This is a genomic window from Lamprobacter sp., from assembly GCF_034860625.1.
GTDB lineage: Bacteria > Pseudomonadota > Gammaproteobacteria > Chromatiales > Chromatiaceae > Lamprobacter.
The window spans coordinates 63,990-88,886 of the sequence record NZ_JAYESN010000002.1; the positions used below are offsets into that span (position 1 = coordinate 63,990).

Genomic DNA, 24,897 nt, shown 5'->3' on the forward strand with positions numbered 1-24,897 from the left:
CTCACATGATCTTAATTCATCGTCCGTGCCGGCGGCATGGCCGACATGTTCGTTGAAGGCGCCTGAACCGAGTTTCCTCCCAACCAGTTGAAGTCCGGGGACGCCAACAGGATGAAATGAATCAGCAAAGCCAGCACAAACAAGAAGCTGAACAATGCCATCAGGGTGCGGCGTGGATCGAATAGCTGCCAAATACGATGCATGAAATGTCTCCTAGTACGGTGTGGAATAGCGCTTTAGCGCAAACACCACACCAAATCACAACTGATTAGGCGCGCTTTCGGCTTACAGCCAGGGACGCCACAGCCAAGCCAACACGTGCGCGAAAATGACGACACCGAAGAAGGCGGTCATGCTTGACGTAAAAATACCGTGGAACTCTTGGGCCTCTTCTTCGGTTAGGCCAGTCAGGCTCTTGTTATCAGCCATGGGAATCACCTCTATTGTGTTTCAGTTTTGACCTTGCGGCCATCTGTGCCGCCCAGTTGGGCGGGGTGATCCATCACCCTCAATATTCCTACCGAGACTGCGGAGCCGGCGGGTACTGCAGCGGTGCCGGCGGATAGCGCATCATCGACGGCGGCGGATATTGCAACCGCGGCGGATTCTGCTGGGACTGCTCCTGCGCCGGAGCTTCTTCGGCTGGCGTAGCTACCGCTGCTGCATCCTCGGCGGCTGGTGCAGCTTCCTCAGCCGGCGCCTCTGCAGCTGCGTCTTCCGCTGGTGCGGCGGCTTCTTCTGGTGCAGCTTCCTCAGCCGGCGTCTCTGTCGCTGCGTCTTCCGCAGGTGCGGCTGCTTCTGCTGGTGCAGCTTCCTCAGCCGGCGTCTCTGTCGCTGCGTCTTCCGCTGGCGCTGCTTCCTCAGCCGGCATCTCTATAGCCGCCTCTTCCGCGGGTGCCGCTCCGTCAACTGGAGCGCCATCCTCAGCCTCAGCCGCCGGGGTCTCTTCAGCAGGTGCCGCCGCTTCCTCAACAGCCTTTGCCGCGGCCAGGCCACCCTCAGGGATTGGCCCCTGCAACGCAGGATAGTCCTTCAACATTGGCGCACCGTAGAGCGGCTTATAAGCGCCTTGGTGACAGGTAGCGCAATACACCTTGTAGACGTCACCTAGTGGACCCTTGCGCGAATCCGGCAAGATATCGGTCAAGGGCACAACCCATTCGTTATTCAACTCGCGCACATGACGGATCGCGTACCAAGCAGTAGTCCGCTGTGGTGTGCTCTGATCCCAAGAATAGAACGAGCGTGAATTATGGCAGTAGGTGCAGTTGACGCCGAGTGCATCCGACATGTGCATCATCAAGCCATAGGTCCATTCTGCCTGCTTGATCGAACTGCGATTCCCCTGTGGAAGGGCGGTATCGCCAATGACACGAATGTCGTTATCTTGCAGTAAGAACGGCGTGAATGGGTCATAGGGCAGCGACGCATAGGCAACAGATGCCGCCGCAATATTCTGCCCCGTTGGCGCCAATGCCGACGGCTGACCCGGACCTGGATCGGTAACCCAGACATATTCCGGTACTGGGTTGCCCCGATGACAGGTGTAGCAGGTGACACCCGTATCCGCCACGTGGTCCTTCCAATGCGCATTGGTGTCCTGCGTCATCTGCAGCATCTTGCGCGAGGTGATCTTGGTGTAGATCCCATCTTCCTCGAACCCGCCGTCGCTGACATGGCAGTAGTAGCAACCTTGCTCTGGAGCAACCCAGTTGGTCAACGCAACCATCAACCGGTTGAACTCATTGACCGTCAGATCACCAAGCACCTGGACGTTCTTATAGACGTCCTTCGCCATCGGGCCACCCTCGGCTGCTGCCGGGATTGGATCCGGCGGCACGTTGGCCTCGAGCGAAGCTTGCAACAGACGCGGGTTATAGTTGGTCTGCATCTGCAGACCACGGTAGCCGTTCTGGACCGTTTCCGGTGGTGGCATCTCACAGCCAGTCAGGATCGCCGAAGCGCCCAACACTGCGAGAATGACCGCCTTATGGTTTAGGACCTTCATTGCGACACCCCCTGCAGCAGGGTCGGATCCTGGACGGTGATCTCCGACGGATAAGGGGCCACGATGCCGTGCTTAATTCCCCATAGATACCAGTTCTCAACCACGGTGCCAGTCAGCAGAATCCCGATACCGGCGGTAATGACCGTGAGAACCGCGAACCACCAAGCCCAGCGATGGATTGATTCCATCGTCGCGTTGAAGCCCATGGTCCAGCGCCAGAACAACATTGCACGCTCGGCCGCCGTACCACGACTGGTGATCTGATCGATCTCGCGGTCGCCACCGTAGCGGGAGACGCCGAGGATCGTGCCGCCATGCATCGCGAACAGGACTGCTGAGCCGTACAAGAAGGCGATCGATAGCGCATGGAACGGGTTGTAGTAGAAATTGCCATAGCGAATGGAAATGGCTGCTGTCCAGTCCAGATGCGGGAAGATCCCGAATGGCACTGCCTCACCCCAGCTACCCATCAGCACTGGGCGAATGAAGCCCAATGTCAGATAGAAGAAGATCGCTGCAGCAAAGGCCCAAGCAACGTGGGTACCGGTACCCAGTGCAATTGCGCGCTGGTAGGTCCGAACCCACCAGAGGATGATCGATGCCGTTAGGAAGAACCCAGCCATCAACCACCAGCCACCATCACCCAGCGGCGGGATACTCAACCCATAAGCCGGGGGTGGCGGTTCAAGCGCCAACCAGAAGAAGTTCTTCAGGAACTGCATCGGGCTCCAGTCAACTGAAGCCAGCATGTTGAAGCCGATAATTTCGATGGCGATGAAGCCAAAGAACAACGACGCAACACCGGCAAATCCTAGATAGATCGGCCCAATTTGGGCGTCGCCGATCTTACCAAGCCAGTACGAGAACCAGGGATAGACCGGTTTCCCGAGGCGCGGCAGACTGCCTTCTGGAAGCTCGACACCTGGGTAGCCGGGCTCGCGGACCTGAACCCGCGTAAAGATGTTTTGATACTCAGCCATATTGGTGTCCTCTTATGACCAGAACGGTAATTCGAGCCACCAGTTCCACCACTCTGGCCAGCCACGCGTCCAGAACGGGCCACTCAGCACGATACAGACCGCGCTCCAGAAGGCCGCGTTGATCGCGAGGAACAGACCGAGACGATGGATACCGAGCGCACCGATGGAGTAACCGACGAAGTCACGGAAGAAGGTGTTCTCATGCTCACCGGTCTTCACAGGCTCGCCTTTCTGCGGGTTCGTCATCGACAGGATCAACGAGCCGTGCAGGGCTAGCGCCAGTGCATTGGTGAAGAAGAACGTAATCGCCAGCATGTGGGCCGGGTTGTAGTGGAAATGCAGGTATTGGTAGCCCACATTTGATACCCAGTCGAGGTGACTGAAGATGCCGTATGGGAAGCCATGCCCCCATGCACCCAGCAGCACCGGACGAATCACAACTAGCGTGACATAGGCAAGGATCGCGAAGCTAAAGGCCACTGGAACGTGTAGCCCCATACCTAGCTTGCGAGCAATTTCAGCTTGACGCAGCGCCCATGAGACAAAGGCGCCGATCGCGCAGATGGTAATAAATTGCCACAGACCACCTTCCGTGAGCGGTGCCATTCCAAGCCCGTAGCTTAGATCTGGCGGAGCAATAGAGATTTCCCAAGGATTCCAGGTCGGCCCCATGGCCGCGCCCCAGATGATCAGCAGGGTACCAAGCGTCGCGAAGAAGATTGTTGAGACTCCGAAGAAGCCGACATAAAACGGCCCCACCCAAAAGTCGAACAGATCCCCCCCGAGCAAGGTACCGCCACGAACGCGGTATTTTTTCTCGAAACTCAGCATGGCCATTGAAGATTTCCTCTGCTGGGGAGGCACGCGCAGAAGCGCCCTCCTCGTAGCAAAATCGGCGGCAGGCGGTGCCATGCTGGCACCCGCGCTGCCGTCATCCGATAGGCCCTGTTAGCTCTGCTGCGGGACGACCTGCACTGCGGACGCCTGAGCGGATACGGCCGGGATACCGTCTTCTAGCCAGTTAAAATCATTGGTGCTGAGCAGAATCATGTGGATCGCCAAACCAAGCACGATCAGGAACACGCCTAGAGCGGTCAATGCGGTAGTCGGCTGAACCAACAGCCAAATTTTGTAAAGCTTCTCGTTCATTACTTGAATCTCCAGTAAGCAGCTAGGGAGCAGGGATCAGAGGCGATTGCGCACTCGATGCCCTGATTGAGTCATTAGCGTGGCGGGAGTGGCCTACAGCCAGGGGCGCCACAGCCAGGCCAGTACATGCGCGAAAATAACGACGCCAAAGAAGGCGGTCATGCTCGACACAAAGATGCCGTGAAACTCTTGAGCCTCTTCTTCCGTCAATCCGGTCAAACTTTTGTTATCTGCCATGGGGTTACCCTCCGGTTCAGCTGACTAGGCCATTCGGCCGTTGGCGCATGACGTATGCGTCACCAGGAAACGCCGCGGCTGCTTTCGCCCCAGCGCTTGCAGGCATCCGCAGGATGCGAATACCCATTTGGCTCTCACGCTCGGGGGCCATAGCCCACTGACGATCAAGCCTAATAAATGGTCGTGGACGGCACATCAGAGACCCCGCCCACGCAAAAGCTGACTTCTTGGATCAAACAGGATTGTGGCCATGAACTGCATCACCCCACCCTGCTCAAGACCCCTTCCACCCACACTGCCCGCCAAGCTCAGCGCCAAGCCAAAGAGAGGCCGCCACGACTGCGTGCATTCGACAACGAAAGCAGACATGTCAGACGATGCGCTCAGGATATGCGTTCTGATGGCTGCTCACTCGGTTGGGTTGTGATCAGGTGCCCTAGCGATTAGGAGCTGAAGGCGCCCAAGAAGTTATGTGTCAGTCTAGCCTGACCACGCCTTATGTCAAGCCTAATTTACACATTGAGTGTCAGGACAGGTTGGCAGTGAGCATTCCGATTGATGTATCGCAGGAGACGGGGACAGAGATCGCCCGACAGGGGCGGAATATGGCGAGGCTTGAGTTGGAAGTTGGAAGACGACAAGCAAACGCAGGCGTATAGACCGAGGGCTAGGCGCCGGATAAGAGACCAAAGCAGGCGCAACAGGCGCAGGAGCAGAGAGCAGAGAGCAGAGAGCAGAGAGCAGAGAGCAGAGAGCAGGATGAGCCCAGAAGGCCTCTTTTGGAGGCCGACATCGCCTGCAAGCTCATCAATGGGGCCATCTAAACAACGTCGAAGTAGCCTCTGAGGCGCCTAGGTAGCCGCTACCCAGGTTTTCTGGCCCTGGGCTGGAAGACTCTGAAGGCCTAGAAGACGATCATCAGGCCGCCGTTCCGCGTGCGAGCTGGTCTTTGGTCTCACGCAGCGTCGCTGCAGTGACCCGCTCTTCTCCGGCGATACGGGCCGCGCGCTCGGCCGCATCCCGCAGACGCTTCGCGGCCGAGATTCGGGTCAACACCGGCGTCGCCTCGAGGATCTCGTCGAGCAGACGCTGAGCGTCAGTATCCCAGGGTAGCTCGCGATGCAGGCGTGAGGGTGTCGCCTCGACCCGATCGAGATCAGTACCGAGCGGCAAGATGTTGAACAACGCATCAAAGAGTGCGTTGCAAACCTCCTGGATCAGATAGGTCGCGCCGGAATAACCCATGAACGGCGTCCCAGTGTGGCGCCGAATGATGGTCCCTGGCAGCGAGGCCGGAATGAAGGCGGCACGTCCGCCAATCTCAGCCAGATACATCCTTTCGTTATAGCCACCGAAGAGGATCAGCGGGGTTCGCCCGTGAACCGCCTCGCGCACCGCATCGTTGTCGGGCTTCTTACCGGGGCGGCGCGGCACAGCGAAGTTGCAGGGCAGCCCCATCTCCTCTTCAAGGAAATGACGCACCCCACGGGTATAGGTCTCGGTCGCCACGATGCCAAAGCTTGCCGTACCGAAGAAATCTTGGGTCACCGAGCGCCAGAGATCCCAGATCGGCTTAATCGTGGTGTGTTTCTCGCGTTCGATGAACGGCTCTGGGTCCAGCCCCAGCAGCTGGCCAAGGGCACGCAAGAACTGAGTGGTGCTGTGCAGCCCAATCGGCGCCTGCAGATAGGGCTTCTCCAGCGCCTCGCAAAGCTTTCGACCAAACTCGCGGTAGAGGCAGACATTGACCTCGGCATCGGCCAGACGCGGGATCTCATCGAGATGGGTACCAAGCGGAAAGGTCATATTGACCTCGGCGCCGATCCCCTCGATCAGTCGCCGCACCTCGGCCAGATCCGACCAGGTGTTAAACATCCCGTAGATCGGCCCGATGATGTTGACTCGCGGTCTGCCACTCTGCTCACTGCTCTGCTGATTCTGCTGGCTAGGCTGCTTGCGATGCTGTGCCTCAGCGGCCTTCGCCCGCTTCTTAGCAGCCGCCGCGCCGTATTGGCTCCAGAGCCAAACAATGGCGCGGTCGGCACTCTGCCATTGATCCTCGTCGATGGTGCGCGGCAAGAAACGTTGGATCGGGGTCCCGGAGGGCGTCACTCCGCCGCCAATCATCTCCGCGATACTGCCGGTGACCACCACCGCGGGCTGTTCGGGATCGAGGGTCGAGAAGGCCCGACGCATTGCGTTTTCAGTCCCATCCTGACCAAGCTCTTGCTCGCCGAGACCCGTCACCACCACGGGAAGCTCATGCGGTGGCAGGGCATCGGTGTAGTGCAGCACCGCAGTGACGGGAAGGTTCTCGCAGCCAACCGGGCCATCGATGATCACCGACAGCCCCTTGACCGCCGTGAACACGTAGACCGAGCCCCAGTAGCCGCCTGCGCGGTCGAGATCTTGGATCAACATCAGCCCTGCCCTCCCGAACGCGCTGCCTTGCGCAGCGGCTTACCCGAGCCTGGACGCGGGCTTGGCTGTCGATCCCAGACCCCGGCAGTATCCCCTTCGCCAACGCCGGCGAAGAACGCGGTCATCCGATCAAACCTGGCCTGACTCGCGAGCGCGGCATTCACCACCTGCGCCAAAGAGCCGGCCCCAGCCGGCCCCATCAGCGGTCGCGCTGAGATCAGGTTGGTAAAATAAAGCGATGGGATCGACTGCTCCTTCGCATGCTGGACAACCGGCGTGGTACCGATTGCCAGATCGGGCTTCACCGCATCGACCGCCGCCTTGTCTTGCTCCAAGGCCGCACGAAACTGAATCACCACACCCTTCGACTCGAGCCATTCCCGATCAGGGTCAGACCAAGGCGTGCGCGGCGTCGCAGTGCCGACATAGGGAACCCGCGCCCCACTCTCGATCAGCAGGCGCGCAACCAACAGCTCCGAGCCCTCGTAACCGGAGACCGTCATGGTGCCGTCAATCGGCGCCTTGGACATGGCCCCTTTGATCGCCGGCAAGAAGGCGTTCTTGGCCGCGCTAATCTTGTCCGCCGCAACATTGCAAGCCGCGCCAATGGCCTCGAGCCAGGCCGCAGTGCCATCATAGCCGACCGGTGCGGAGCCGACCACAGCCCGCCCCGCCTTCTGAAACTCACGGATCGAGGCGGTGTAATACGGATGGATCGCCGCGACCGCGGCGCAATCGAGTGCAGCATAGAGCTCGCGCCACTCACGCGTTGGCACCACCGGCCCGGTGGCCAGCCCCAAGGGGGCGAGCATGGCACCGATGCCGACAGGATCAGCCGGGAACATCTCGCCGAGCAGTGTCACCGTGGGTTGTTCGCTGCGCCCGCCGCGCGGTGCTTGCACCGGCCCTTGCTCGGCCTCTCCACGCGCATAGCGCAGCATGGCACTAGCCAGTACATCCTTGGCCTCGGCATGGGTCGGCACCCCGAAGCCTGGCACGTCGATACCGATGATGCGCACACCGTTTTGAGACTTCGGCAGCAACTGCAGCGGCACGCCCGAAGCGGTCGGCACGCAGAGGTTCATCACCACCACCGCGTCGTACTTGCTCGGGTCTGAGAGCTGCTGGACGGCCTCGCGCACGTCCTCGAACAGCTTGCCCGTGACCAGGGTCTCAGAATCGAAAGGGACATAGCCAACACTGCGCCGCGCACCATAGAAGTGCGAGGTGAAGCTCAGCCCGTAAACACAGCAGGCCGAGCCGCAGAGGACGGAGGCGGTGCGGCGCATCCGCAGACCGACACGCAGAGACCCAAAGGCCGGACACATCGTTTGGGGCTGATCATGTGGTCCGGTGGGATAGTCGGTCGCCAAGCGCCGTAGCACATCGCTCTTACCCGCCGCTTCCGCGGCTCGACGCAATTCATCGGCGCCTGCATGGCAGCCGTTTCCCTCATGACCGAGCGGTGCGTCATCGCTCATAGGATGATCCGAAGACTCTGTTTGCACGCGATTCTCTTGGACTCAAGGCTGGTGGGCTCAAGGCTTGGGCTCAAAGCTAGGACTCAAAAGCTGCCGACAGCAGGCTGGGTCAAGCCTCGTCGTAGACAACTTCCAGTGACGGCTTATCGAGACTCCCTGCAGCACACATATCCTCGATCGTTGCCGGCTGGAGCACCACGTCACGCCCGACCGCATCGCTGGAGAAGAGATTGAGCAGTTCGTCCTGATTCAGCGGTTGGGTTCGCAGGGGTGGCGCCTCGGCCGCATTCGCCCCCAACTCTTCGAACAGGGGAGCCCAGGTGCCGCCGGGCATGCCGACGATTTGATAGGCCGCGCTCTTGCGCCGGATGTCGTCATCCGCTGGAATCGATGCCAGCACCGGAATGCCGACCTTCTTCGCCCAAGCCTGCGCCTCACCGGTGCCATCATCCTTGTTGATGACGATGCCAGCCACGCCGACGTTACCGCCTAGCCCACGAAAGTATTCGACCGCGGAGCAGACGTTGTTGGCCACATAGAGCGACTGCAGGTCATTGGAGCCGACGACGATCACCTTCTGGCACATATCACGGGCGATCGGCAGGCCAAAGCCGCCACAGACCACATCGCCCAAGAAGTCGAGCAGGACATAGTCGAAATCCCACTCGTGAAAGCCCAGGCCCTCGAGGATCTCGAAGCCATGGATGATCCCGCGGCCACCACAGCCACGACCGACCTCCGGTCCACCGAGCTCCATCGCGAACACGCCATCGCGCTTGAAGCAGACATCGCCGATGGCGACCTGCTCGCCAGCGGCCTTCTTCCTGGACGAGGTCTCGATGATCGTCGGGCAGGCCTTGCCACCAAACAACAACGTAGTCGTGTCGCTCTTTGGATCACAGCCGATCAGTAATACCTTCTTGCCCTGTTGCGCGAGCATGTAAGAGAGGTTGGCTAGCGTAAAGCTCTTACCGATACCACCCTTACCGTAGATCGCGATGATCTGGGTCTGCTTGATCGTCGGTGATGCCGTCGACAAGGCGGTTGATTGCTCAGGCAAACCAATGTTCACAGCAGCGGACATGGCGGAGGCGTTAGCCATTCATTCCTCTCCAATCGAGAACCATCTTCAGACAGGTCGGATCATCGAAGGCCGTCTCGTAGGCGGTCGCCGCCTCGGTGGCAGCATAGCGATGCGTGATCAGTCCCTCTAATGAGAGGGCTCCGGCCTCGATCAAACCGCGCACAGCGATCAGATCCGGCTCGCGGAACTCAGCCGCGACACGCAGACGGAGCTCTCGCATGAAGGCGGGGGGGAAGTCAAACGAGAGCGGCGCCTCGTAGAAACCAGCCAGGACAATCTCGCCCCCGCGTGCCAGACGCGCAATGAGCGGGTTGAGTAGCGCGCTATCGCCGCTCACGTCGCAGATGACGGCATAATCGACGCGGCTATCCTTCTGGGGATCAACCACATCATAGCCGAACGCGCCAGCGGCCCGTTGGGGATTCGTCTCCCACACCATCGGCGGTGACGCACCAAGCGCAATGGCAATGCGCGCCAGCAGGCGCCCGAGCACGCCGTGGCCGACGATGAGCTCCGGGCAGGCCTTGCCATCACCGGCAATCGCATGATGGGCGGTCGCTGCCAGTGCCATGAGCACGCCCTGCTCGCCTAGGTCGCCAGGGATCGGTAGCAGCCGCGCGCCGGGTACCACAACCCGCGACGCGGCGCCGCCGAACAGGCCGTTGACGTCGCCATAGCAGCGCGCGCCGGGCACGAACACAAGTTCGCCCTCGCTGCGACCGCTGTCGACGCCGGCCTTTGTCACCCGTCCAACCGACTCATAGCCCGGCACTAAGGGATACCCCATACCCGGGAACGGCGGCATGCGTCCGGTCCACAAGAGCCGCTCGGTGCCCGTGCTGATACCACTGAAAGCGATATCGACGACGCAGTCGGCATCGCCTGCCGCTGTCAGCTCTAAGCGCTTCACCACAAGCTGGCGCGGCTGATCGAGGACGACGGCGAAGGCGGACATGTCAGCAGTAGCGTTCACGAGATGCGTTGCAATCAGTGCAGGTTGGATGAGATTCTGTCAATGGATGACGCAATTCAAGTGCTTAGGCCATTCAGAAAGCAAGTGTCAGTCTAGCTTGACTCGATTTGATGTCAAGTAACATTTACACTTTGAGGGCATCAAGGGCCTAGCGGCAACCCTTGCGTTTGACTTACCGCAGGATTAGGCCGCATTCGCGACCAGCAACCGAGTCTGCATTGGGCGCCGGGTTCGCCGCAACTGAACCCGGCCAAAGCCAGCCTCTTGCAGCATCGCCTTCAGCTCAGAGGGCGGCCTTGGCCGGCCAGTGCCCATGGCCAATAGATAGAGCCCAAAGTAGGCATCACCAATCGGCTCGGCGCCCGGGGTCTCAGCCATTGGCTCGGCCAATAACAGCGTACCACCCGGCTCCAATGCCGAGCGCACCGCGCGCAGGATCTGCATTGCCTGATCATCATCGTGATCATGCACCACCCGCACCAGAGAACAGATATCCGCCCCTTTGGGCAGCGGCGTACTCATGAGATCGCCGCCAAAGGTCGCAGCGCGATCGCCAAAACCAAGCCTGTCAAAGCGCTGCTCAGCACGCGCGGCAACCGCGGGAAGATCAAATAAACGAATCCGCAGATGCGGCCATCGCTCCGCCGCCGCCAACAAGAAATTCCCCTGGCCACCGCCGACATCCATCAGGCAGCGGTGAGTCTTCAGCGAGTAGGCATCAAGCAGATCACCAGCGACGAAGGCATTGGAGATGCTCATCAGCTCGCTGTACTCCGAAACCGAGGCATCGCCCTCCTGGGCCGGATCGACGGAACTCGCATAGGCCCAATAGCGACCAAGCTCGGTCACGGCCTTCTCGCCACGGAGCAGTGCGAGCGGGTCATCGAGATCGCGATAGAGCATCCGATGATGCTTGACCATCGCCGCAATACCGGGATTGCCAAGCATCGCTGCACCGTGACGACCGAGACCGAAACGCGGCGAGCCAGCGGCATCGACACCGCGGCGTTCGATGAGATCCAGCGCCACCGCTGCGCGCAACAGGCGATCGGCCTGTTGCTCGGTCATGTCCATTTTGGCTGCCAGCGCGCTCAACGCCTGTGGACCCGCTTCCAGCTGATCGAAGAGGTCAAGCTCGACACAAGCATAGAGGATCTGGGAGTAGACAAACCCCGCGGTGATATCGAACAGCGCTTGCGCGCGGCGCTGCGCGATGGGACGCGTGAGCGGAAAATCGGCTGCCCACCGCTGAAAGCCAGGGCGCGCAATGAGCCGATTGCGCCAATCTCGCCAGTCGAGCCCGAGCCCCATGGACTGGCCCTAACCGCGTGCAGCGCTGAGCTGGCGCATGAAGTCGTCAGCCATAGGCGGCGGCAGCAGGCGCTGCATCTCGCCAATCACCAACGCTTGGAGCTTCTCGTCGCCTGGGCAGGATGGAATCGATTCCACCGCCTCGACCACTAGCGTAACCAAGCGCCCTAGCGCCCCGTCCACCCCAAGTTCAGCGACCGCACTCGGGCGACCATGGGCCGCATCTTGACCCACCGGTTTGCCCAACGCCTCCGCATCACCGGCAACGTCCCGTAAATCATCCGCTACCTGATAAGCCTCTCCGAGCATGGCCCCAAGGGTCCGCCATGGCGCGGGATTTCGCCCAGCCGCTGCGGCGCCGGCCTCAGTGGCTGCCGCAAACAAGGCCGCCGTTTTCTGCCGATGGTATTCACTCAGATCGACCTGCTCTTCGCACTCCCAGGCCTGGCCAGCGACAATCCCATCCTTGAGACCGACTGCGCGACCCACAATCATCAGGAGCGGAGCAAGACGTTCTGGATGGCGCAACGTGTGCCAAGCGAGATTCTCAAAGGCCAGGACGATCAGCCCATCCCCAGCGAGCACCGCAAGCCGTTCACCAAAGGCGCGGTGCACCGTGGGTTGACCGCGGCGCGTATCGGCATCATCAAAGCAGGGCAGATCGTCGTGTACCAACGAGGCACAGTGCAGCAGTTCCAACGACACCGCAGCCGCATCACTGACCGCAGGCTCATCATCGCCGCAGGCCATGGCAACGGCCAGACAGAGGCGCGGACGGACGCGCGAGGCCGGCGTCAGCACCGCATGACGCACGGCTCGCTGCAACATGGGCGGCGAGTCGTCACCCATGCCCTTGGTGACGGCAGCCTCAAGGGCCTGCTCAATCCGCTGCAAGACATCCATCAGAGTATGTCCCCATCGCATTCGGTTGGTGTTTAGGGCGCTGGCTCCAGGGCACTAAAGCCTGGACTTTAGCGGCCTATCCACCCGGTTGAGGCGTGTAAGATAGACAGCTGCCCCAAGAGCGTCAAACGACCGGGATCAACTCTCGCGTCGAAAGCGAGCTCAGCGGGCCAAAATGGCGCGAGGTTGAGTGTGCGAACGGATCGAGTTGTAATTGTTGGCGCCGGCATCGGCGGGTTGACGGCGGCCATCGAGTTGGCTGCGCGCGGACTCGATGTCACGGTACTCGAGCGCGCCGGTGGGCCCGGTGGCAAGTTGCGAGAGATCGCTGTCGGCGATCGGCGTATCGACGCCGGCCCAACGGTCTTCACCATGCGCTGGGTCTTTGAGGCCATCTGCGAGGCAGCGGGCACCTCGCTCGAGGCCGAGGTCGCGCTCGAAAAGGCCGATGTCTTGGCGCGGCACGCTTGGAGTGCAGATCAACGCCTGGATCTGTTCGCCGACCTCGAGCGTTCTGCCGATGCTGTTGCCGCCTTCGCGGGTCCGGCGGAGCGGGAGCGCTTTCTCGCCTTCAGTGAAGATGCCAAGGCCATCTATCGCACGCTCAAGGAGCCCTTTATCAGCGCCACACGACCGAGCCCGGTTGGGCTGGTGCGGCGGGTTGGTCCTGGCGGACTTGGCGGACTCATCAACATTAAGCCCTTCGCAACCCTGTGGTCTGCGCTCAGCCAGCACTTCCACGACCCACGCCTGCGCCAACTATTTGGACGCTACGCAACCTACTGTGGCTCCTCGCCTTATGCCGCGCCTGCCACCCTGATGCTGGTGGCCCATGTCGAGCAAGACGGGGTTTGGCTCGTCAAAGACGGCATGCATCAGCTTGCGCAAGCCTTCGCCCGTCTTGCAGGGCGGCTCGGCGCGCGCTTCCGTTACCATGCGCAGGTCGATGAGATCGAGCTCGAGCGCGGCCGTGTCAACGGGGTCAGGCTCGCCAACGACGAGCGCATCCCCGCTGACGCAGTCATCATCAACGGCGATACCAACGCCGTGGCGGCTGGTCTATTCGGCCATCGCATTCGGCGCGCGGTGCCGCCGACGCCGGCAGCCGAACGCTCGCTCTCGGCCATCACCTGGAACCTCGTCGCCAAGACCGATGGTTTTCCGCTGAGTCGGCATACAGTCTTCTTTTCAGACGATTATCAGGCTGAATTTGACGATATCTTGAACCGCAAGCGCCTGCCGCGCGCGCCCACCGTCTACATCTGTGCCCAAGACCGCGATGCGCACGACGGACCGGCACCCAATGACGCCGAGCGTCTGCTCTGCTTGGTCAACGCGCCGGCGATCGGCGATACCCACCCCTTCCACCGTTCAGAGATTGATCAATGCGCGCAGAGCACCTTTGCCCTATTGGAACGCTGTGGCCTGAAGATTCAGCTGGACCCAGCGCAGACCCAGGTGACGACGCCCGCCATGTTCGAGCGACTCTTCCCCGCCACCGGCGGAGCACTCTATGGCCGCGCTTCCCATGGCTGGATGGCCTCGTTCTCTCGACCGGGAGCGCGCACCAAGGTGCCGGGGCTCTACCTAGCGGGCGGCAGCACGCATCCAGGGCCGGGGGTGCCGATGGCAGCGCTGTCCGGACGACTAGCGGCGGCGAGCTTGACGGCGGACCGCGTTTCGATCAGGCGTTAACCAACAATGCCTATCACTGGTGGTATGTCGATGCACTGAGCGACGACGCTGAGTACGGCATCACCATCATCGCGATGATCGGGAGCGTCTTCTCGCCTTATTACGCCTGGGCGCGACGCAGCGCACTTGCTGATCCCGAGCACTTCTGCGCGATCAACGTCGCCCTCTATGGCAAAGATCGGCGCGCTTGGGCGATGACCGAGCGCGGGCGCCAACAGCTCTATCGCAGCGCTGACACCCTGATGATCGGCCCGAGCAGCGTCCTCTGGGACGGCAACACTCTCACCGTTCATATCGATGAGCGCGGCGCCCCGCTGCCGAAGCGCATCCGTGGCCAGGTGCGGGTGCATCCGCGCGCCCTGACCAAGCAGCGCACCCCGCTCGATCCAGAAGGGCGCCACCGCTGGTGGCCGATTGCCCCGGAATCCCGAGTCGAGGTCGCGTTGAGCCATCCAGGGCTGCGCTGGTCGGGAAACGGTTACCTGGATAGCAATGACGGTGACGAGCCACTCGAGCATGGCTTCCGCCAATGGGACTGGTCGCGCACTAAGCTCAGGCAGGGCTCAGCGGTGCTCTACGACATGACCTTCCTCGATGGGACGCAACGCGCGCTGGCATTGCGCTTCGATGACCGCGGTGCGGCAGCGCCGTTCGAGCCACCGCCGCGAACGCCACTCAAGACAACCCCATGGTGGCGCATTCCGCGCGCAACCCAGGCCGACCCCAAGCAAGGCGCTGAGATCCTCGAGACACTTGAAGATACCCCGTTCTACGCCCGCTCGATGCTGCGCACCAGCCTACTCGGTGAGCGCGTTACAGCCTTTCACGAGAGCCTCTCATTGACACGCTTCGCCTCCCCCTGGGTGCAGATGCTGCTGCCATTTCGGATGCCGCGCATCACGTCCGGCCATCAAGGCCGAGGCTGAGCAGCGCGGCCTACCAGGGTCGGTAGCTGAGGCCAGGGATGCTGCGCTCATCGATTCGGCTTGGTAGCGCTTGGATCAGGGTCTCGAGCTCTTCACGATTCACATAGCGCCCATAGGACGCCTTAGCCGCATCTAATGGGACTTCCACGTAATAGCGGTGCTGGTCTGGCTCAGGGAGGACCTGCAAGGCATTGTCGTCGGCATCCAGGATGCCGAGGTAATCATCCTCGGATTGCAGCCGGTCGAGCATCTGCTCGCAGATGGCCTTAGGGGTCATTTCGACCGCGCTTTTCGACGAGACGCGCTCGCCAGAACGGTTAATCAGATAATAGACGCGAAAATGCATGTTGGTGTTTTCTCTCGACGCCGATCGCCGGCTTCATCGGGAACGCGCGACGGGATATCCGACGCACAGCCCAAGGAATGCGGGGCAGCTGCACGCATCCAGGGTCACCGCGTTCAAGTCTGACGCGAGTAATGGATCGACACCCAAGCCGTTGATAGTATCATCAGTTCGCGATTGCTGAATATCGAGAATTCCCGAGCACCGATATGGCCTTCCTGAAACTCAAGCTGCACTGGCAGATCCTGATCGCCCTGGCCCTCGCGGTCATCCTTGGCTCGATCGTTGGCGAGGACGGCCATCTGTTTGGCGTCACCTTTTACGCCATCTTCGACTTCATCGGCCAGCTCTTCCTCAACGCATTGAAAATGCTGATCGTGCCACTGATCGTCTCTTCGATCATCGTCGGCGTCGCCAGCATCGGCGAATCAGACAACCTTGGTCGCTTGGGTGGCAAGACCATTGGCTACTATGCGCTCACCAGCTTCTTGGCGATCCTCGTCGGCTTGGCGGTCGTCAATCTGATCCAGCCTGGCGTTGTCGAGGGCACGGCTGAGGAGGTGTTTGGCCTCAGTGCCAATGCCGACGAGCTTGAAGCGCAATTCGCCGACAAGGGTGCTGACGACATTGTCGCCATCTTCTTACGGATGGTGCCGACGAATGTGATCGCCGCCGCAAGCTCGGGACAGATGCTCGGACTGATCTTTTTCAGCATCCTCTATGGGTTCTTCATGACCCGCATCGCCAACCAGTACGCCGAGGCCCAATACAACTTCTTCAACGGCATGCTCCAGATCATGATGAAGATCACCGATCTGGTCATGGTCTTTGCGCCGATCGGCGTCTTTGCCCTGGTTGCCAAGACGGTCGCCAGCACCGGCCTTGAGGCCTTCGTGCCCCTCGCGCAGTTCTTTTTCACTGTCGTTTTGGCCCTCACGATCCATATCGCCGTCACCCTGCCACTCTTGCTGCGCTTCCTCGGCGGCGTGAGCCCGCTGCGCCACTATCGCGCCGTCAGCCCGGCCCTGTTAACCGCCTTCTCAACCGCCTCCTCCTCGGCCACCCTGCCGCTGACCATGGAGTGCGTGGAGAAGAACGCCGGCGTCTCGAACAAGATCACCAGCTTCGTCCTCCCCCTCGGCGCGACCGTCAACATGGATGGCACCGCGCTCTATGAGTGTGTCGCCGTTCTGTTCATCGCCCAGGCCTACGGCATCGAGCTCGGTCTGGCCACCCAATTCACCATTGTACTGCTCGCTCTGATGACCTCGATCGGCGTTGCCGGCATCCCCGCTGCCAGCCTGGTCGCGATCGCCATCATCCTCTCCGCCGTCGGTCTGCCGCTCGAGGGCATCGGTCTGATTCTGGCGGTTGATCGCGTCCTCGATATGACGCGCACCGCGGTCAATGTCGCCGGCGATTCGGCCGGCGCCGTGATCATCGCCAAGTCCGAAGGGGAAGTCGACATCCTCGAAGATGATCTGCCGCGGCGAGTCACCGCCTGATCGCCTCGCCAGTCAACGCCAGCGCACGCCAACCCGCCTAAGCTCGATGAGCAAGGCGACTATCCCTCGCCGCTCAGCAGCCGGGCTGCGGTACCCGGCTCAAGCCCAAACTCCTCCTCCACCATCGCATTCCAGGCCTCACGCTTAAAGGTGTTCTCACTCGGCACATGACGATGGACGAGGTTGTAGTGGCAGTCGATGCAGCTCTTGCCCTCGGTCTCCTCTTGATGGATCGCCGCCGTATTGGCCCGTACACCCTGGATCGCCTCTAGGGTATGGCAGCGTTTGCAGGTCGCCGAATCCCGCTTGCGAAACCAGTCTCGGGCCGCAAAGGCGGCCTCTGGCAGATGCAGCAGGTTCACCACCGGGTCGTCGTAATCGGGCCCGAACAGCTGCTTGATCAGATCCTTGGTGCCGATCGCATGATCGTAGGTGGCCATGATGATGCCTTCCGAGACATGGCAGTCGCCACAGCTTGCACGCACACCAGACGGCGAGTTGTAGTGCGGTGTCGACTGATAGCTGACATCGGCATAGGTCATCGAGTGGCAGGTGGTGCAGAACTCGTTCGAGCTCGTGTAGTGATCGAACTCGATGAGAAAGAACATAAACACCACACCACCAATGCCGCCAGCCACCAGTGCAAAGAGCACATGCCGGGTGATGAAGTGAGGCGCCTGGAGCTTGATCATTGGGCCGCCTCCTCGTTCTCAGCGGCAACCGCTGCCGGAGCCACCTGTATCGCTGCTGCCGGGACTTCTGGCGGAGCGACGGGCGGTCCTTCTGGCGTGACTTCTGGCGCCGGAGGCGGCATCCAACCGAGGATCGGATTGGCCTGCTGCGGCTGCCCCAGCCACTCATGCTGGCCGGTGCTCGCGAGCACCGGATCGATGATCTCCGCAGCCTGCTCACCAGCTACCGCTCGCGCTTGCGGAAGGAAGCGACTGTAGAAATTGCGCCCAACCAGGTACATCCCCTCCCACCAAGCATGATTGGCGCTCATCATCGAGGCACCATGGCGGGCCCGCGCGCCTTCGTCGTGCCAGAGCTCCCAATAGGTGAACTCGAGCGGCTCATCAAAGGGGAGCGGTGTCAGCAGGCCGCGCTCGTAGAGCGCCGTCATGATGGCCTCGGCGGGCTCGCCAAACTTGCTGTTGTACAACTCGACGACCTTGTCGAATTGGGTCATGAAGCTTTCAGTGAAGGCCTTGCCATGGCACTCCAGGCACACCAGGCTCATCACCCCACGACGGCGCTCTGGCGCGATCACCGCCCGCACCTTGGCGATGCTGCCGTCCGGCTTCTCAAGCTCACTGCCGCGGCGCGGTGGTGCCTGGGCATCCGACTGTTCGAGTTTACTGCCATCCTCGAACAGAATCAGATACTGCCGGTGCGACACCGGCTGGTTGAGGTTCCAGGCATTACGCAAGCCGACATCATGCGTTGCCGGAATCTTGCCCGCCGCGCCCATGTGGCAAGTCGTGCAGGTAGGGGCCGCGGTGTAATCCTTGCCAGCGATCCAGGTCTCGCCATCCAGGTTCATCTGATCGCGTTGCGCGGCAAAGAGCATGCCGTGTTTGGACGCCTCGAACACCTCTTTATCCGGCGAGTCGGGGCCGGAATGGCAGCGCACACAGGCGCTCGGCTCGCGCGCCTGAGCCTTCGAGAAGGCATGACGGCCATGGCAAGACGAACAGGACCCCTTGGAACCATCCGGGTTGACCCGGCCGATACCCGAGTTGGGCCAGGTCGCCGGGTCAAGGGTGCCATCACCGAGCACCTTGACCTCCGAGCCGTGACACTGATCGCAGCCCGCCGCCTGCATCGCGCCACCCGTCAACTGATGCGCCAGCGCCGGGATGCGGGTTTTGATCTTTGCGTAGGCCTCGGCGTGTACCGAGCCAGCCTGCTCCTCGTATTCTTTGGTATGGCAGCGTCCGCAGTCCTTGGGCGAGACGATGGTCGCGATGATCTCGCCCTCATGTTCCATCGCGTCGGCATCCGCGGCCTCGGCTTGATGGCAATCCAGGCAATTGATCCCGGCTTTTCGATGTGCGCTCTCATGCCACTGGCGCGTGAGGCCCGCCGATGATTTCTCATGGCAGCTCACGCAACGCTCGCCGGCCGGATTCCCCCAATGCTCGGAGGAGAGCTCGACCTTGGCAGCCTGCGCGGCACTCGCCACGAACAGTAGACATAAACCCCAAAAAATAAGGGGTAAGGAACGCGGAAATGATACTGACCACATCATCAAAACAAGCCTCATGACGCTGCAAGACAGGCAAAAACAAAGCGAATCAAGGGTGTCAATTCATACAATAAGCGAATACTTATTTGCTGAATCACTGAAATAGACCACTCCATCACCATTGATCGCGGCCTGATTACAACAGCATCCCAAAGCAGCGGCAATCCAAGGTATTGACCTCGGGCATATTCGCCACCGATGATGCCATCCGACAATGGCCGATGATGTTCATCGTCAACTGCAAAACCAAAAGCTGACTTCCGAAGGAGGATGTCCCTGATGTTGCGCTCCCTGTTCACCCATGCGATCGCCGCCAGTGCCCTGTTGCTGGCAACCGCACCCACCCTCGCCGACGAGGCCGATCCCATCCACCATATCTCCTCTGAGGTCTGTTCAAATTGCCACCAAGAGATCTATCGGCAGTGGAAGGGCTCGATGCATGCAAACAGCACCGCGCTCAAGGACCCGATCCACGGCACCTTCTACGAGATGGTCGCCGGCTCCCCGACCGAGGAAGGCGTTCTGCACAAGGCCTCGGGCAAGTACCCCATCTGCCTGCAGTGTCACGCCCCTAACGCCGCGCTTGACAAGAGCACAAAATTGGATGCAAAGGTCGCCTATAACGAGGGAGTGAACTGCATCGCCTGTCATACCCTCAAGCATTACAAAGGCATCAAGGGCGAGGATGGCAAGATGCAACTTGGCATCCAGGCGTATGAGCTCTCGGATAAGCTACAAGCCCCGATTGGCATCAACAACGGCGTGAATCAACTCGCGGCCGCGAGTGATGATCCATTCGGCGGCGCCGGACTCGGCGGAAGCAGTTCCCAGAAGCCCAATCCGCATCTCGGCGAGCCCATCGTCTTCGATGGCCAGATCATCCCGGCCTTGCCAATGGAAGCGAATCCGCGCCTGGTCAAGAGTTCCGATGTCTGCATGGGCTGCCATGATCAGCGCGACAACCCGCACGGCGTGCCGCTCTGCCAAACCGGCAATGAATACAGGGACAGCCTCTCGAATGTAAACTGTCTGTCCTGTCATATGCCGATCGCCAACGGTATCGCTAATCACAGCATGGGCGGAGGTCATGATCCAGCCATGGTCAGACGCGCCCTGATCTTCGATGTCAACGCCGAGCCGAATGGCGACAACCTCAAAACCACCGTCTATCTGAAGAACCAGTTACCGCACGCGATGCCCACCGGTGCGCCCTTCCGCAACCTCTATATCACGCTCACGGCTTACAATGATCAAGGCGAGGTTGTCTGGCAAAACGCCGAAGGTCATCCCGCCGAGTCTGACCCACAGGCCTACCTGTCTTATGCCATCACCGACGACGAAGGCATGCCAGCCCCGCCCCCCATGGCCACCAAGGTCGGCGATGACACCCGCCTCCGGCCCCATGAAGAGCGCGAACTGGTCTACGAAATCCCCGCCGAGGGCGTTGCCTTGGTGCGCGGCGAGGTGTTCTACAACCTACTCTGGCCAGGCCTGGTGAAGAGGTTCAGCCACCTGCCAACCGAGTTGACAGACCCGGTCATGGTCGCTGAATACGAGCAGAGGATCGCGGTCAATTAATTACCGTCAATTAGAAGTTCGAGGACGTGGCGGTCTCATTAGGCTGCCACAAGCAGCCCTTTTAAGGTGACGAAATTCACCTGACTGCAAGCCCCTGATTCTTCGTCAAGGTGCTTGCGACGGATCGCGTGGTTCGGTGACCGGCAGATTCACATGGAATCGTAAGTCGCTGATTTTAAATGTTGCTTTTATGCACCTTAAAAGGGCTGGCTGCCACAAGCAATGCAAGCCGCACCCTCGGGTGCGGCTTTTTTGTCTGCTCAAGGTCAGCCCAATATCAAGAGCGACCGCGAGGAACGAAGTCAACATCCAGGCACTCTGCCAGTTGATAAGGACAGACTCTCGGAATCTCTACGACCTCCCCATAAGCCTCAAACGATTTGTACGCGCCACGAGAGGCCTGCTGCCAAGCCTTTTCGAACAGGTCATTCGCATAGTGCTTCAAGCTCGGTGTCTGCTCCAGACGCGTCTGCGCCTGCGCCCGAAACTCCACGAGTTCGTCAACCCACTTCCCCCGAGGGGCAATCGCCGGTGAATAGTCGAGCTTGAGTAGGTGGATCAGGATTTGCCGAAACAAGGACTGCAAGGCGACCTTCTGCTCCCTTCCCATATCCTCCAACTCCTCCAGAATATGCTCATAATCAAGCTCATCAAATTGCCCTGCGCGCAAAAGCGTCGCCTGCTGTTCCACCCAGAGTAGAGTGTCGTTGTCGTAGACCGATGATGTCACCACTTACCTCTTCGATAACCCGCGTTAAGAGAATCACATCTACCGGCTGACACAGACTTGCGGATAGAATGTACCGGTCTCATCTATGCAAATTGCAGAGCATGCCCGATCATACTCTTGGCCATTCTGACCAGTCGCCTTGATGGCATAGGCTGTGCCAGAAGGCGCATGATTGTCTAGCACACAATTTTCTTTAGGGTTTGTGATCGTTCGCTGCACACTGATCACATAAAAGCCCGCCGGAGAATTTGCCCCCGTACCGATATTCGTCAGCGTGCCGTAATTCACATTGTTCGCCCGCCATTTTTCCTGAGCCAACTGCGCTCTAACCAAAGCAGAGATCGCGTCAGCACGACGACCCTTGCGTACCGAGTCTTGATATGACGGATAAGCAATCGCAGCCAAAATGGCGACGATAGCCACCACTATCATCAATTCGACAAGAGTAAATCCGTTTAAAGCCAAATAAGAAGAACGCATCATTAGGGTCTCACATTAAAACCAATATCACAACGATAAGAATAGGTTAAACCATCCTTGGCAAGCTCCAGAAAACGAGATGTACAGGCTTTAGCCTCACCATCTATATCAGTAATAATTGCATTACTTAGATCTAATCTTAATCGTACCATGCACCAAAGTAGATGCCGCAACATAAGGGTCAGACAAATTTGGACAAACTGGATTTATATCATAATTAGTCATGCAGAAAAATTTACCAGGATTGCCTGGATAACTTTCTGACACATTGGCATTAAGAACACCATCTGCAATTGCGTTCAAACTCTCTTCCTTGCTCAAACAACTCTCACTACCCGTAATATTAGTCAAAACAAGATGATGATCTTTATAATGCTGTGCAACATAACCACAGTCTGACTGCTCCAGCATTCCAATGCCTTTTGATTCATAAAGACCATTCCCAACCTCAACATATCCGCGGTAACCGCGAGTGCTGCTTTTTACCGGCATGGTTGAAAACAAAGCATTTGCTGCATTATCTATACCCGGATTCCCAACACAGATACGATCATTAGTATTTGCTGAATCAACTCTTACTGCTCCGATATTACCCCACCATTCTGGGCCGATATAACATTGGTAATAGGTATAAACAAAACTGACGGCTTTAGACTCTATGATCCCAGATAAAGCCCAACTCTGCTGATTTGTATAATCAAGGACTGTGCAATAGGATGTATCTGATGAAAGAACAAATAAATCGGTCTTGCCAACAATTGGGTTCCCGTTCTTCGTCTCAATGAATAAACGTCCAGACACTGTGCTGAATCCAGTGTCATCTTGTGAAAGTTGTTCACAACCGTTTTTTTTGAAACTCAGCAAGACTTTACCAGTAGCATCATCAATTATTTCAACGATTCCGGATTCTGTAATATTAGTCTTTGTGCCATCGGCCAAATCAGTATCTCCAATGGTATTAGTCACACCAGGAATAGCTTCCCCCTCATAGTCATTGTCTCCTCCTATTACCCCACGACCAGTTGGATTTTTTACAAAGCCACCAAGCGATCTATTTGTATCGACCAAAGCCTGAGTGCTCACCGGAAGACAGCTAATAATGCTACTCAAAACTGTACTCTCTGAACTACCATCACTATTTGTCCAGCTTACCGTTACAGAAATAGAAACACGATCATTGGTACCATCACCATCTTCATCCGCGGCCGTAAAATTAGTCGCGATATCATAAGACGCGTTGACCCCAGCAACACTTTCTCCTGTAACATCGATAAATCCACCACATGCACTTGCAGCAGCTTCTCTGCGGGCTTGCTCTGCACGATCTTGCGCAATTTGTGTCGCCGCCGCTCGCGTCTTAGATGTCCCCGTCCCTTGCAACAGAACTGCATTAAGCTTCGTTAACCCGAGCACTCCAATACCGACGACGATAATTGCGATCATAGATTCTATTAGCATGAATCCTTTTTTATGCCTGATATAGATTGGATTCATCGTCATAGCCTCATTTGACTGGCTACCAATCACGCCAAGTTCCAGATCTTAAACCCGGTTTACCAGAGAAGCTGTTTGCATTACTTACGGCGTAGGGGTCATATAACACATTCAAGCCACCTGTTCCCTGGACACTACCCTCAACAATTACCGCACCGTAGACTTCAGGACTACCTGAGAGATCAATATTGCCGGTAACATAGACCACACCAAAAACAATTGAATTACCCTCAGTCCAATTTCCATCAATCACGATCACAACGGGCCGATCTCGCGTTCCTAGATATGAACTTACAGTATTAATATTTCCATTAGGCAAGCTCACGTTGCCACCATTCGCATCAATCAGTACTGCCTGACCCCTAATTCCTGATAAACCCGCAGTAGCATCAGGCGCTAATACTTTGCTAGCCACAGTTGATCGATAAGCATCTACATTTTCGACACCAAGATAGTTTTCAAACATCCTTGCATCGCTGAGATTCGCTAGGGTTGGGTCACTCATAATGATGTCAGGACCAATTATATCCTTATTCGTCACCTCGACATAGCATTGTTCACTGCCCCCACTTCCGCATGTACTCTGAGTAGCTGAGCCTGGTGGTGTCGGCACAATTTCTGGCGGTGGCAGTGTTGGATAACGGACAAAAGTCTTGCCGGAGTTTCCAATATTTATCAGCGCACCTCCTGACCAAATCGTGAGGTTAGTATAATAGTTTGTCACTGTGGCGCTTCCCTGAACATTAATTGCACCTTTCGAAATTAATGGTGCAGTTGGCTTAGCGCCTAATGTTGGTACTGTTGATGTCTCTTGACGAATCAGTTGCCGGCCGATTTGATCATCACTCCAGGCACAGGAAACGATTAAAGGGATATTAAGGAAAACAGCTTCATTGATATCATTCGAAGTATTACCATCTCCATCATCATTGAATTCACCATCCAGCAGATCACAGTTAGGCGCGCCAATAGCGTCGGGGCACGATACTGCCGCTGAACTTGTCGGATCACAAAAACTTACGCGATAGGAGGCACCTGTAGCCTGAGCGACCGGATTAAGAGTATCGGCTGTATTATCACAGTTTCGATCAATCCCTCGACATACAAACGCATTATCTTCGTTTGCTGGAGGCGTTGTTAGGTATTCAAGCCCATGTTCCAATCCAGCCTGGGCAGCTTCAAAGGTTTCACGTGCCCGCTTCTCGTTCGCCGACATACGCTGTTCCATCAGAGTTGTTCTCGATACACCAATAACGATAACTGTCGCCAGCAAGAGGATTAGAACCGAGATCATCAGCGTCGCGGCGCCGATTTGACATTTTTTTGGTATTAGCTTTGCTGATTCCAAAAT

General features: G+C 58.5%; 25 protein-coding genes. 4 read left to right on the top strand and 21 right to left on the bottom strand.

Annotation, left to right across the window (positions count from 1 at the left end; all coding sequences use genetic code 11):
* Positions 1 to 11: 11 nt before the first annotated feature.
* The 13 genes from pufA (VBE63_RS00875) to VBE63_RS00935 all read right to left on the bottom strand — a co-directional run bounded on the left by pufA (VBE63_RS00875) (position 12) and on the right by VBE63_RS00935 (position 12,547).
* Positions 12 to 203: a light-harvesting antenna LH1, alpha subunit gene (pufA, locus tag VBE63_RS00875; protein WP_323681096.1), complete on the bottom strand. Its 192-nt coding sequence runs from the start codon at positions 201 to 203 to the stop codon at positions 12 to 14.
* 82 nt (positions 204 to 285) lie between these two features.
* Complete coding sequence (pufB, locus tag VBE63_RS00880; protein WP_200344979.1) at positions 286 to 429, bottom strand: light-harvesting antenna LH1, beta subunit; 144 nt, start codon at positions 427 to 429, stop codon at positions 286 to 288.
* Positions 430 to 517: 88 nt separating this feature from the next.
* Positions 518 to 2,008, bottom strand: a complete 1,491-nt coding sequence (gene pufC / locus VBE63_RS00885; RefSeq protein WP_323681097.1) for a photosynthetic reaction center cytochrome PufC — start codon at positions 2,006 to 2,008, stop codon at positions 518 to 520.
* Positions 2,005 to 2,988 carry a photosynthetic reaction center subunit M gene (gene pufM, locus VBE63_RS00890; protein ID WP_323681098.1) on the bottom strand — a complete coding sequence of 328 codons (984 nt, stop codon included), beginning with the start codon at positions 2,986 to 2,988 and terminating at the stop codon, positions 2,005 to 2,007. The genes pufC and pufM overlap by 4 nt, the downstream gene beginning before the upstream one ends.
* Before the next feature lie 12 nt (positions 2,989 to 3,000).
* On the bottom strand, positions 3,001 to 3,825 hold the full coding sequence (pufL, locus tag VBE63_RS00895) for a photosynthetic reaction center subunit L (protein ID WP_323681099.1): 825 nt from the start codon (positions 3,823 to 3,825) through the stop codon (positions 3,001 to 3,003).
* A 111-nt stretch (positions 3,826 to 3,936) separates the two neighbouring features.
* Entirely contained in the window at positions 3,937 to 4,137 is a 201-nt protein-coding gene (gene pufA, locus VBE63_RS00900) for a light-harvesting antenna LH1, alpha subunit (protein WP_323681100.1), read from the bottom strand.
* A 93-nt stretch (positions 4,138 to 4,230) separates the two neighbouring features.
* Positions 4,231 to 4,374: a light-harvesting antenna LH1, beta subunit gene (pufB, locus tag VBE63_RS00905; RefSeq protein WP_323681101.1), complete on the bottom strand. Its 144-nt coding sequence runs from the start codon at positions 4,372 to 4,374 to the stop codon at positions 4,231 to 4,233.
* A gap of 918 nt (positions 4,375 to 5,292) precedes the next feature.
* Entirely contained in the window at positions 5,293 to 6,795 is a 1,503-nt protein-coding gene (gene bchZ, locus VBE63_RS00910) for a chlorophyllide a reductase subunit Z (protein WP_323681102.1), read from the bottom strand.
* Positions 6,795 to 8,276 carry a chlorophyllide a reductase subunit Y gene (gene bchY / locus VBE63_RS00915; protein ID WP_323681103.1) on the bottom strand — a complete coding sequence of 494 codons (1,482 nt, stop codon included), beginning with the start codon at positions 8,274 to 8,276 and terminating at the stop codon, positions 6,795 to 6,797. Before bchY ends, bchZ begins: the two co-directional genes overlap by 1 nt.
* 109 nt (positions 8,277 to 8,385) lie before the next feature.
* Complete coding sequence (locus VBE63_RS00920) at positions 8,386 to 9,360, bottom strand: chlorophyllide a reductase iron protein subunit X (protein WP_323681152.1); 975 nt, start codon at positions 9,358 to 9,360, stop codon at positions 8,386 to 8,388.
* Positions 9,361 to 9,370: 10 nt separating this feature from the next.
* The gene (gene bchC, locus VBE63_RS00925; protein WP_323681104.1) at positions 9,371 to 10,315 is read right to left on the bottom strand and encodes a chlorophyll synthesis pathway protein BchC; all 945 of its coding nucleotides are present in this window, start codon (positions 10,313 to 10,315) and stop codon (positions 9,371 to 9,373) included.
* Between the two features lie 201 nt (positions 10,316 to 10,516).
* Positions 10,517 to 11,644 (bottom strand): methyltransferase, encoded by a 1,128-nt coding sequence (locus VBE63_RS00930; protein WP_323681105.1) that lies wholly within the window; start codon positions 11,642 to 11,644, stop codon positions 10,517 to 10,519.
* A gap of 9 nt (positions 11,645 to 11,653) precedes the next feature.
* Positions 11,654 to 12,547, bottom strand: a complete 894-nt coding sequence (locus VBE63_RS00935; RefSeq protein ID WP_323681106.1) for a polyprenyl synthetase family protein — start codon at positions 12,545 to 12,547, stop codon at positions 11,654 to 11,656.
* A 192-nt stretch (positions 12,548 to 12,739) separates the two neighbouring features.
* Between VBE63_RS00935 and crtD the strand changes: the two genes are divergently transcribed.
* Positions 12,740 to 14,242 carry a 1-hydroxycarotenoid 3,4-desaturase CrtD gene (gene crtD / locus VBE63_RS00940; protein WP_323681153.1) on the top strand — a complete coding sequence of 501 codons (1,503 nt, stop codon included), beginning with the start codon at positions 12,740 to 12,742 and terminating at the stop codon, positions 14,240 to 14,242.
* 74 nt (positions 14,243 to 14,316) lie between these two features.
* On the top strand, positions 14,317 to 15,168 hold the full coding sequence (locus VBE63_RS00945) for a carotenoid 1,2-hydratase (protein WP_323681107.1): 852 nt from the start codon (positions 14,317 to 14,319) through the stop codon (positions 15,166 to 15,168).
* Positions 15,169 to 15,178: 10 nt separating this feature from the next.
* Here the strand turns inward: VBE63_RS00945 and VBE63_RS00950 are convergent, their stop codons facing one another.
* A complete protein-coding gene (locus VBE63_RS00950) occupies positions 15,179 to 15,514 on the bottom strand; it encodes a hypothetical protein (protein ID WP_323681108.1) in 336 nt (111 codons plus the stop codon).
* 206 nt (positions 15,515 to 15,720) lie between these two features.
* On the opposite strand from VBE63_RS00950, the gene VBE63_RS00955 reads away from it, so the two are divergent.
* Positions 15,721 to 17,016, top strand: coding sequence for a dicarboxylate/amino acid:cation symporter (locus tag VBE63_RS00955; RefSeq protein WP_323681109.1), 1,296 nt, complete (start codon positions 15,721 to 15,723; stop codon positions 17,014 to 17,016).
* A 59-nt stretch (positions 17,017 to 17,075) separates the two neighbouring features.
* Here VBE63_RS00955 and VBE63_RS00960 read toward each other — a convergent pair whose 3' ends face one another.
* The 3 genes from VBE63_RS00960 to VBE63_RS00970 all read right to left on the bottom strand — a co-directional run bounded on the left by VBE63_RS00960 (position 17,076) and on the right by VBE63_RS00970 (position 19,563).
* The gene (locus VBE63_RS00960) at positions 17,076 to 17,708 is read right to left on the bottom strand and encodes a cytochrome c3 family protein (RefSeq protein WP_323681110.1); all 633 of its coding nucleotides are present in this window, start codon (positions 17,706 to 17,708) and stop codon (positions 17,076 to 17,078) included.
* Entirely contained in the window at positions 17,705 to 19,201 is a 1,497-nt protein-coding gene (locus VBE63_RS00965) for a multiheme c-type cytochrome (protein ID WP_323681111.1), read from the bottom strand. The genes VBE63_RS00960 and VBE63_RS00965 overlap by 4 nt, the downstream gene beginning before the upstream one ends.
* A 77-nt stretch (positions 19,202 to 19,278) precedes the next feature.
* The gene (locus VBE63_RS00970; RefSeq protein ID WP_323681112.1) at positions 19,279 to 19,563 is read right to left on the bottom strand and encodes a hypothetical protein; all 285 of its coding nucleotides are present in this window, start codon (positions 19,561 to 19,563) and stop codon (positions 19,279 to 19,281) included.
* Here VBE63_RS00970 and VBE63_RS00975 point away from each other — a divergent pair.
* Complete coding sequence (locus VBE63_RS00975) at positions 19,544 to 20,842, top strand: cytochrome c family protein (protein WP_323681113.1); 1,299 nt, start codon at positions 19,544 to 19,546, stop codon at positions 20,840 to 20,842. The genes VBE63_RS00970 and VBE63_RS00975 overlap by 20 nt on opposite strands.
* Positions 20,843 to 21,119: 277 nt before the next feature.
* Here VBE63_RS00975 and VBE63_RS00980 read toward each other — a convergent pair whose 3' ends face one another.
* From VBE63_RS00980 to VBE63_RS00995, 4 genes are all read right to left on the bottom strand, one after another.
* Entirely contained in the window at positions 21,120 to 21,572 is a 453-nt protein-coding gene (locus tag VBE63_RS00980) for a DUF29 domain-containing protein (protein WP_323681114.1), read from the bottom strand.
* A gap of 39 nt (positions 21,573 to 21,611) precedes the next feature.
* On the bottom strand, positions 21,612 to 22,055 hold the full coding sequence (locus VBE63_RS00985) for a type IV pilin protein (RefSeq protein WP_416274488.1): 444 nt from the start codon (positions 22,053 to 22,055) through the stop codon (positions 21,612 to 21,614).
* Positions 22,056 to 22,175: 120 nt separating this feature from the next.
* Complete coding sequence (locus tag VBE63_RS00990; protein ID WP_323681115.1) at positions 22,176 to 23,546, bottom strand: hypothetical protein; 1,371 nt, start codon at positions 23,544 to 23,546, stop codon at positions 22,176 to 22,178.
* Positions 23,547 to 23,568: 22 nt separating this feature from the next.
* A complete protein-coding gene (locus VBE63_RS00995) occupies positions 23,569 to 24,894 on the bottom strand; it encodes a pilus assembly PilX N-terminal domain-containing protein (RefSeq protein WP_323681116.1) in 1,326 nt (441 codons plus the stop codon).
* Between the last annotated feature and the right edge of the window lie 3 nt (positions 24,895 to 24,897).

Bases quoted from the DNA above. Each gene is read 5' to 3' on its own strand.
- VBE63_RS00930 (WP_323681105.1), bottom strand. From the start codon at position 11,644: ATGGGGCTCGGGCTCGACTGGCGAGATTGGCGCAATCGGCTCATTGCG.
- VBE63_RS00985 (WP_416274488.1), bottom strand. From the start codon at position 22,055: ATGATGCGTTCTTCTTATTTGGCTTTAAACGGATTTACTCTTGTCGAA.
- pufB (WP_323681101.1), bottom strand. From the start codon at position 4,374: ATGGCAGATAACAAAAGTTTGACCGGATTGACGGAAGAAGAGGCTCAA.
- VBE63_RS00990 (WP_323681115.1), bottom strand. From the start codon at position 23,546: ATGAATCCAATCTATATCAGGCATAAAAAAGGATTCATGCTAATAGAA.
- VBE63_RS00975 (WP_323681113.1), top strand. From the start codon at position 19,544: ATGTTGCGCTCCCTGTTCACCCATGCGATCGCCGCCAGTGCCCTGTTG.
- VBE63_RS00955 (WP_323681109.1), top strand. From the start codon at position 15,721: ATGGCCTTCCTGAAACTCAAGCTGCACTGGCAGATCCTGATCGCCCTG.
- bchZ (WP_323681102.1), bottom strand. From the start codon at position 6,795: ATGTTGATCCAAGATCTCGACCGCGCAGGCGGCTACTGGGGCTCGGTC.
- bchY (WP_323681103.1), bottom strand. From the start codon at position 8,276: ATGAGCGATGACGCACCGCTCGGTCATGAGGGAAACGGCTGCCATGCA.
- VBE63_RS00960 (WP_323681110.1), bottom strand. From the start codon at position 17,708: ATGATCAAGCTCCAGGCGCCTCACTTCATCACCCGGCATGTGCTCTTT.
- pufM (WP_323681098.1), bottom strand. From the start codon at position 2,988: ATGGCTGAGTATCAAAACATCTTTACGCGGGTTCAGGTCCGCGAGCCC.
- bchC (WP_323681104.1), bottom strand. From the start codon at position 10,315: ATGTCCGCCTTCGCCGTCGTCCTCGATCAGCCGCGCCAGCTTGTGGTG.
- VBE63_RS00920 (WP_323681152.1), bottom strand. From the start codon at position 9,360: ATGTCCGCTGCTGTGAACATTGGTTTGCCTGAGCAATCAACCGCCTTG.
- VBE63_RS00935 (WP_323681106.1), bottom strand. From the start codon at position 12,547: ATGGATGTCTTGCAGCGGATTGAGCAGGCCCTTGAGGCTGCCGTCACC.
- pufB (WP_200344979.1), bottom strand. From the start codon at position 429: ATGGCTGATAACAAGAGCCTGACTGGCCTAACCGAAGAAGAGGCCCAA.
- pufL (WP_323681099.1), bottom strand. From the start codon at position 3,825: ATGGCCATGCTGAGTTTCGAGAAAAAATACCGCGTTCGTGGCGGTACC.
- VBE63_RS00950 (WP_323681108.1), bottom strand. From the start codon at position 15,514: ATGCATTTTCGCGTCTATTATCTGATTAACCGTTCTGGCGAGCGCGTC.
- VBE63_RS00945 (WP_323681107.1), top strand. From the start codon at position 14,317: ATGATCGGGAGCGTCTTCTCGCCTTATTACGCCTGGGCGCGACGCAGC.
- pufC (WP_323681097.1), bottom strand. From the start codon at position 2,008: ATGAAGGTCCTAAACCATAAGGCGGTCATTCTCGCAGTGTTGGGCGCT.
- pufA (WP_323681096.1), bottom strand. From the start codon at position 203: ATGCATCGTATTTGGCAGCTATTCGATCCACGCCGCACCCTGATGGCA.
- pufA (WP_323681100.1), bottom strand. From the start codon at position 4,137: ATGAACGAGAAGCTTTACAAAATTTGGCTGTTGGTTCAGCCGACTACC.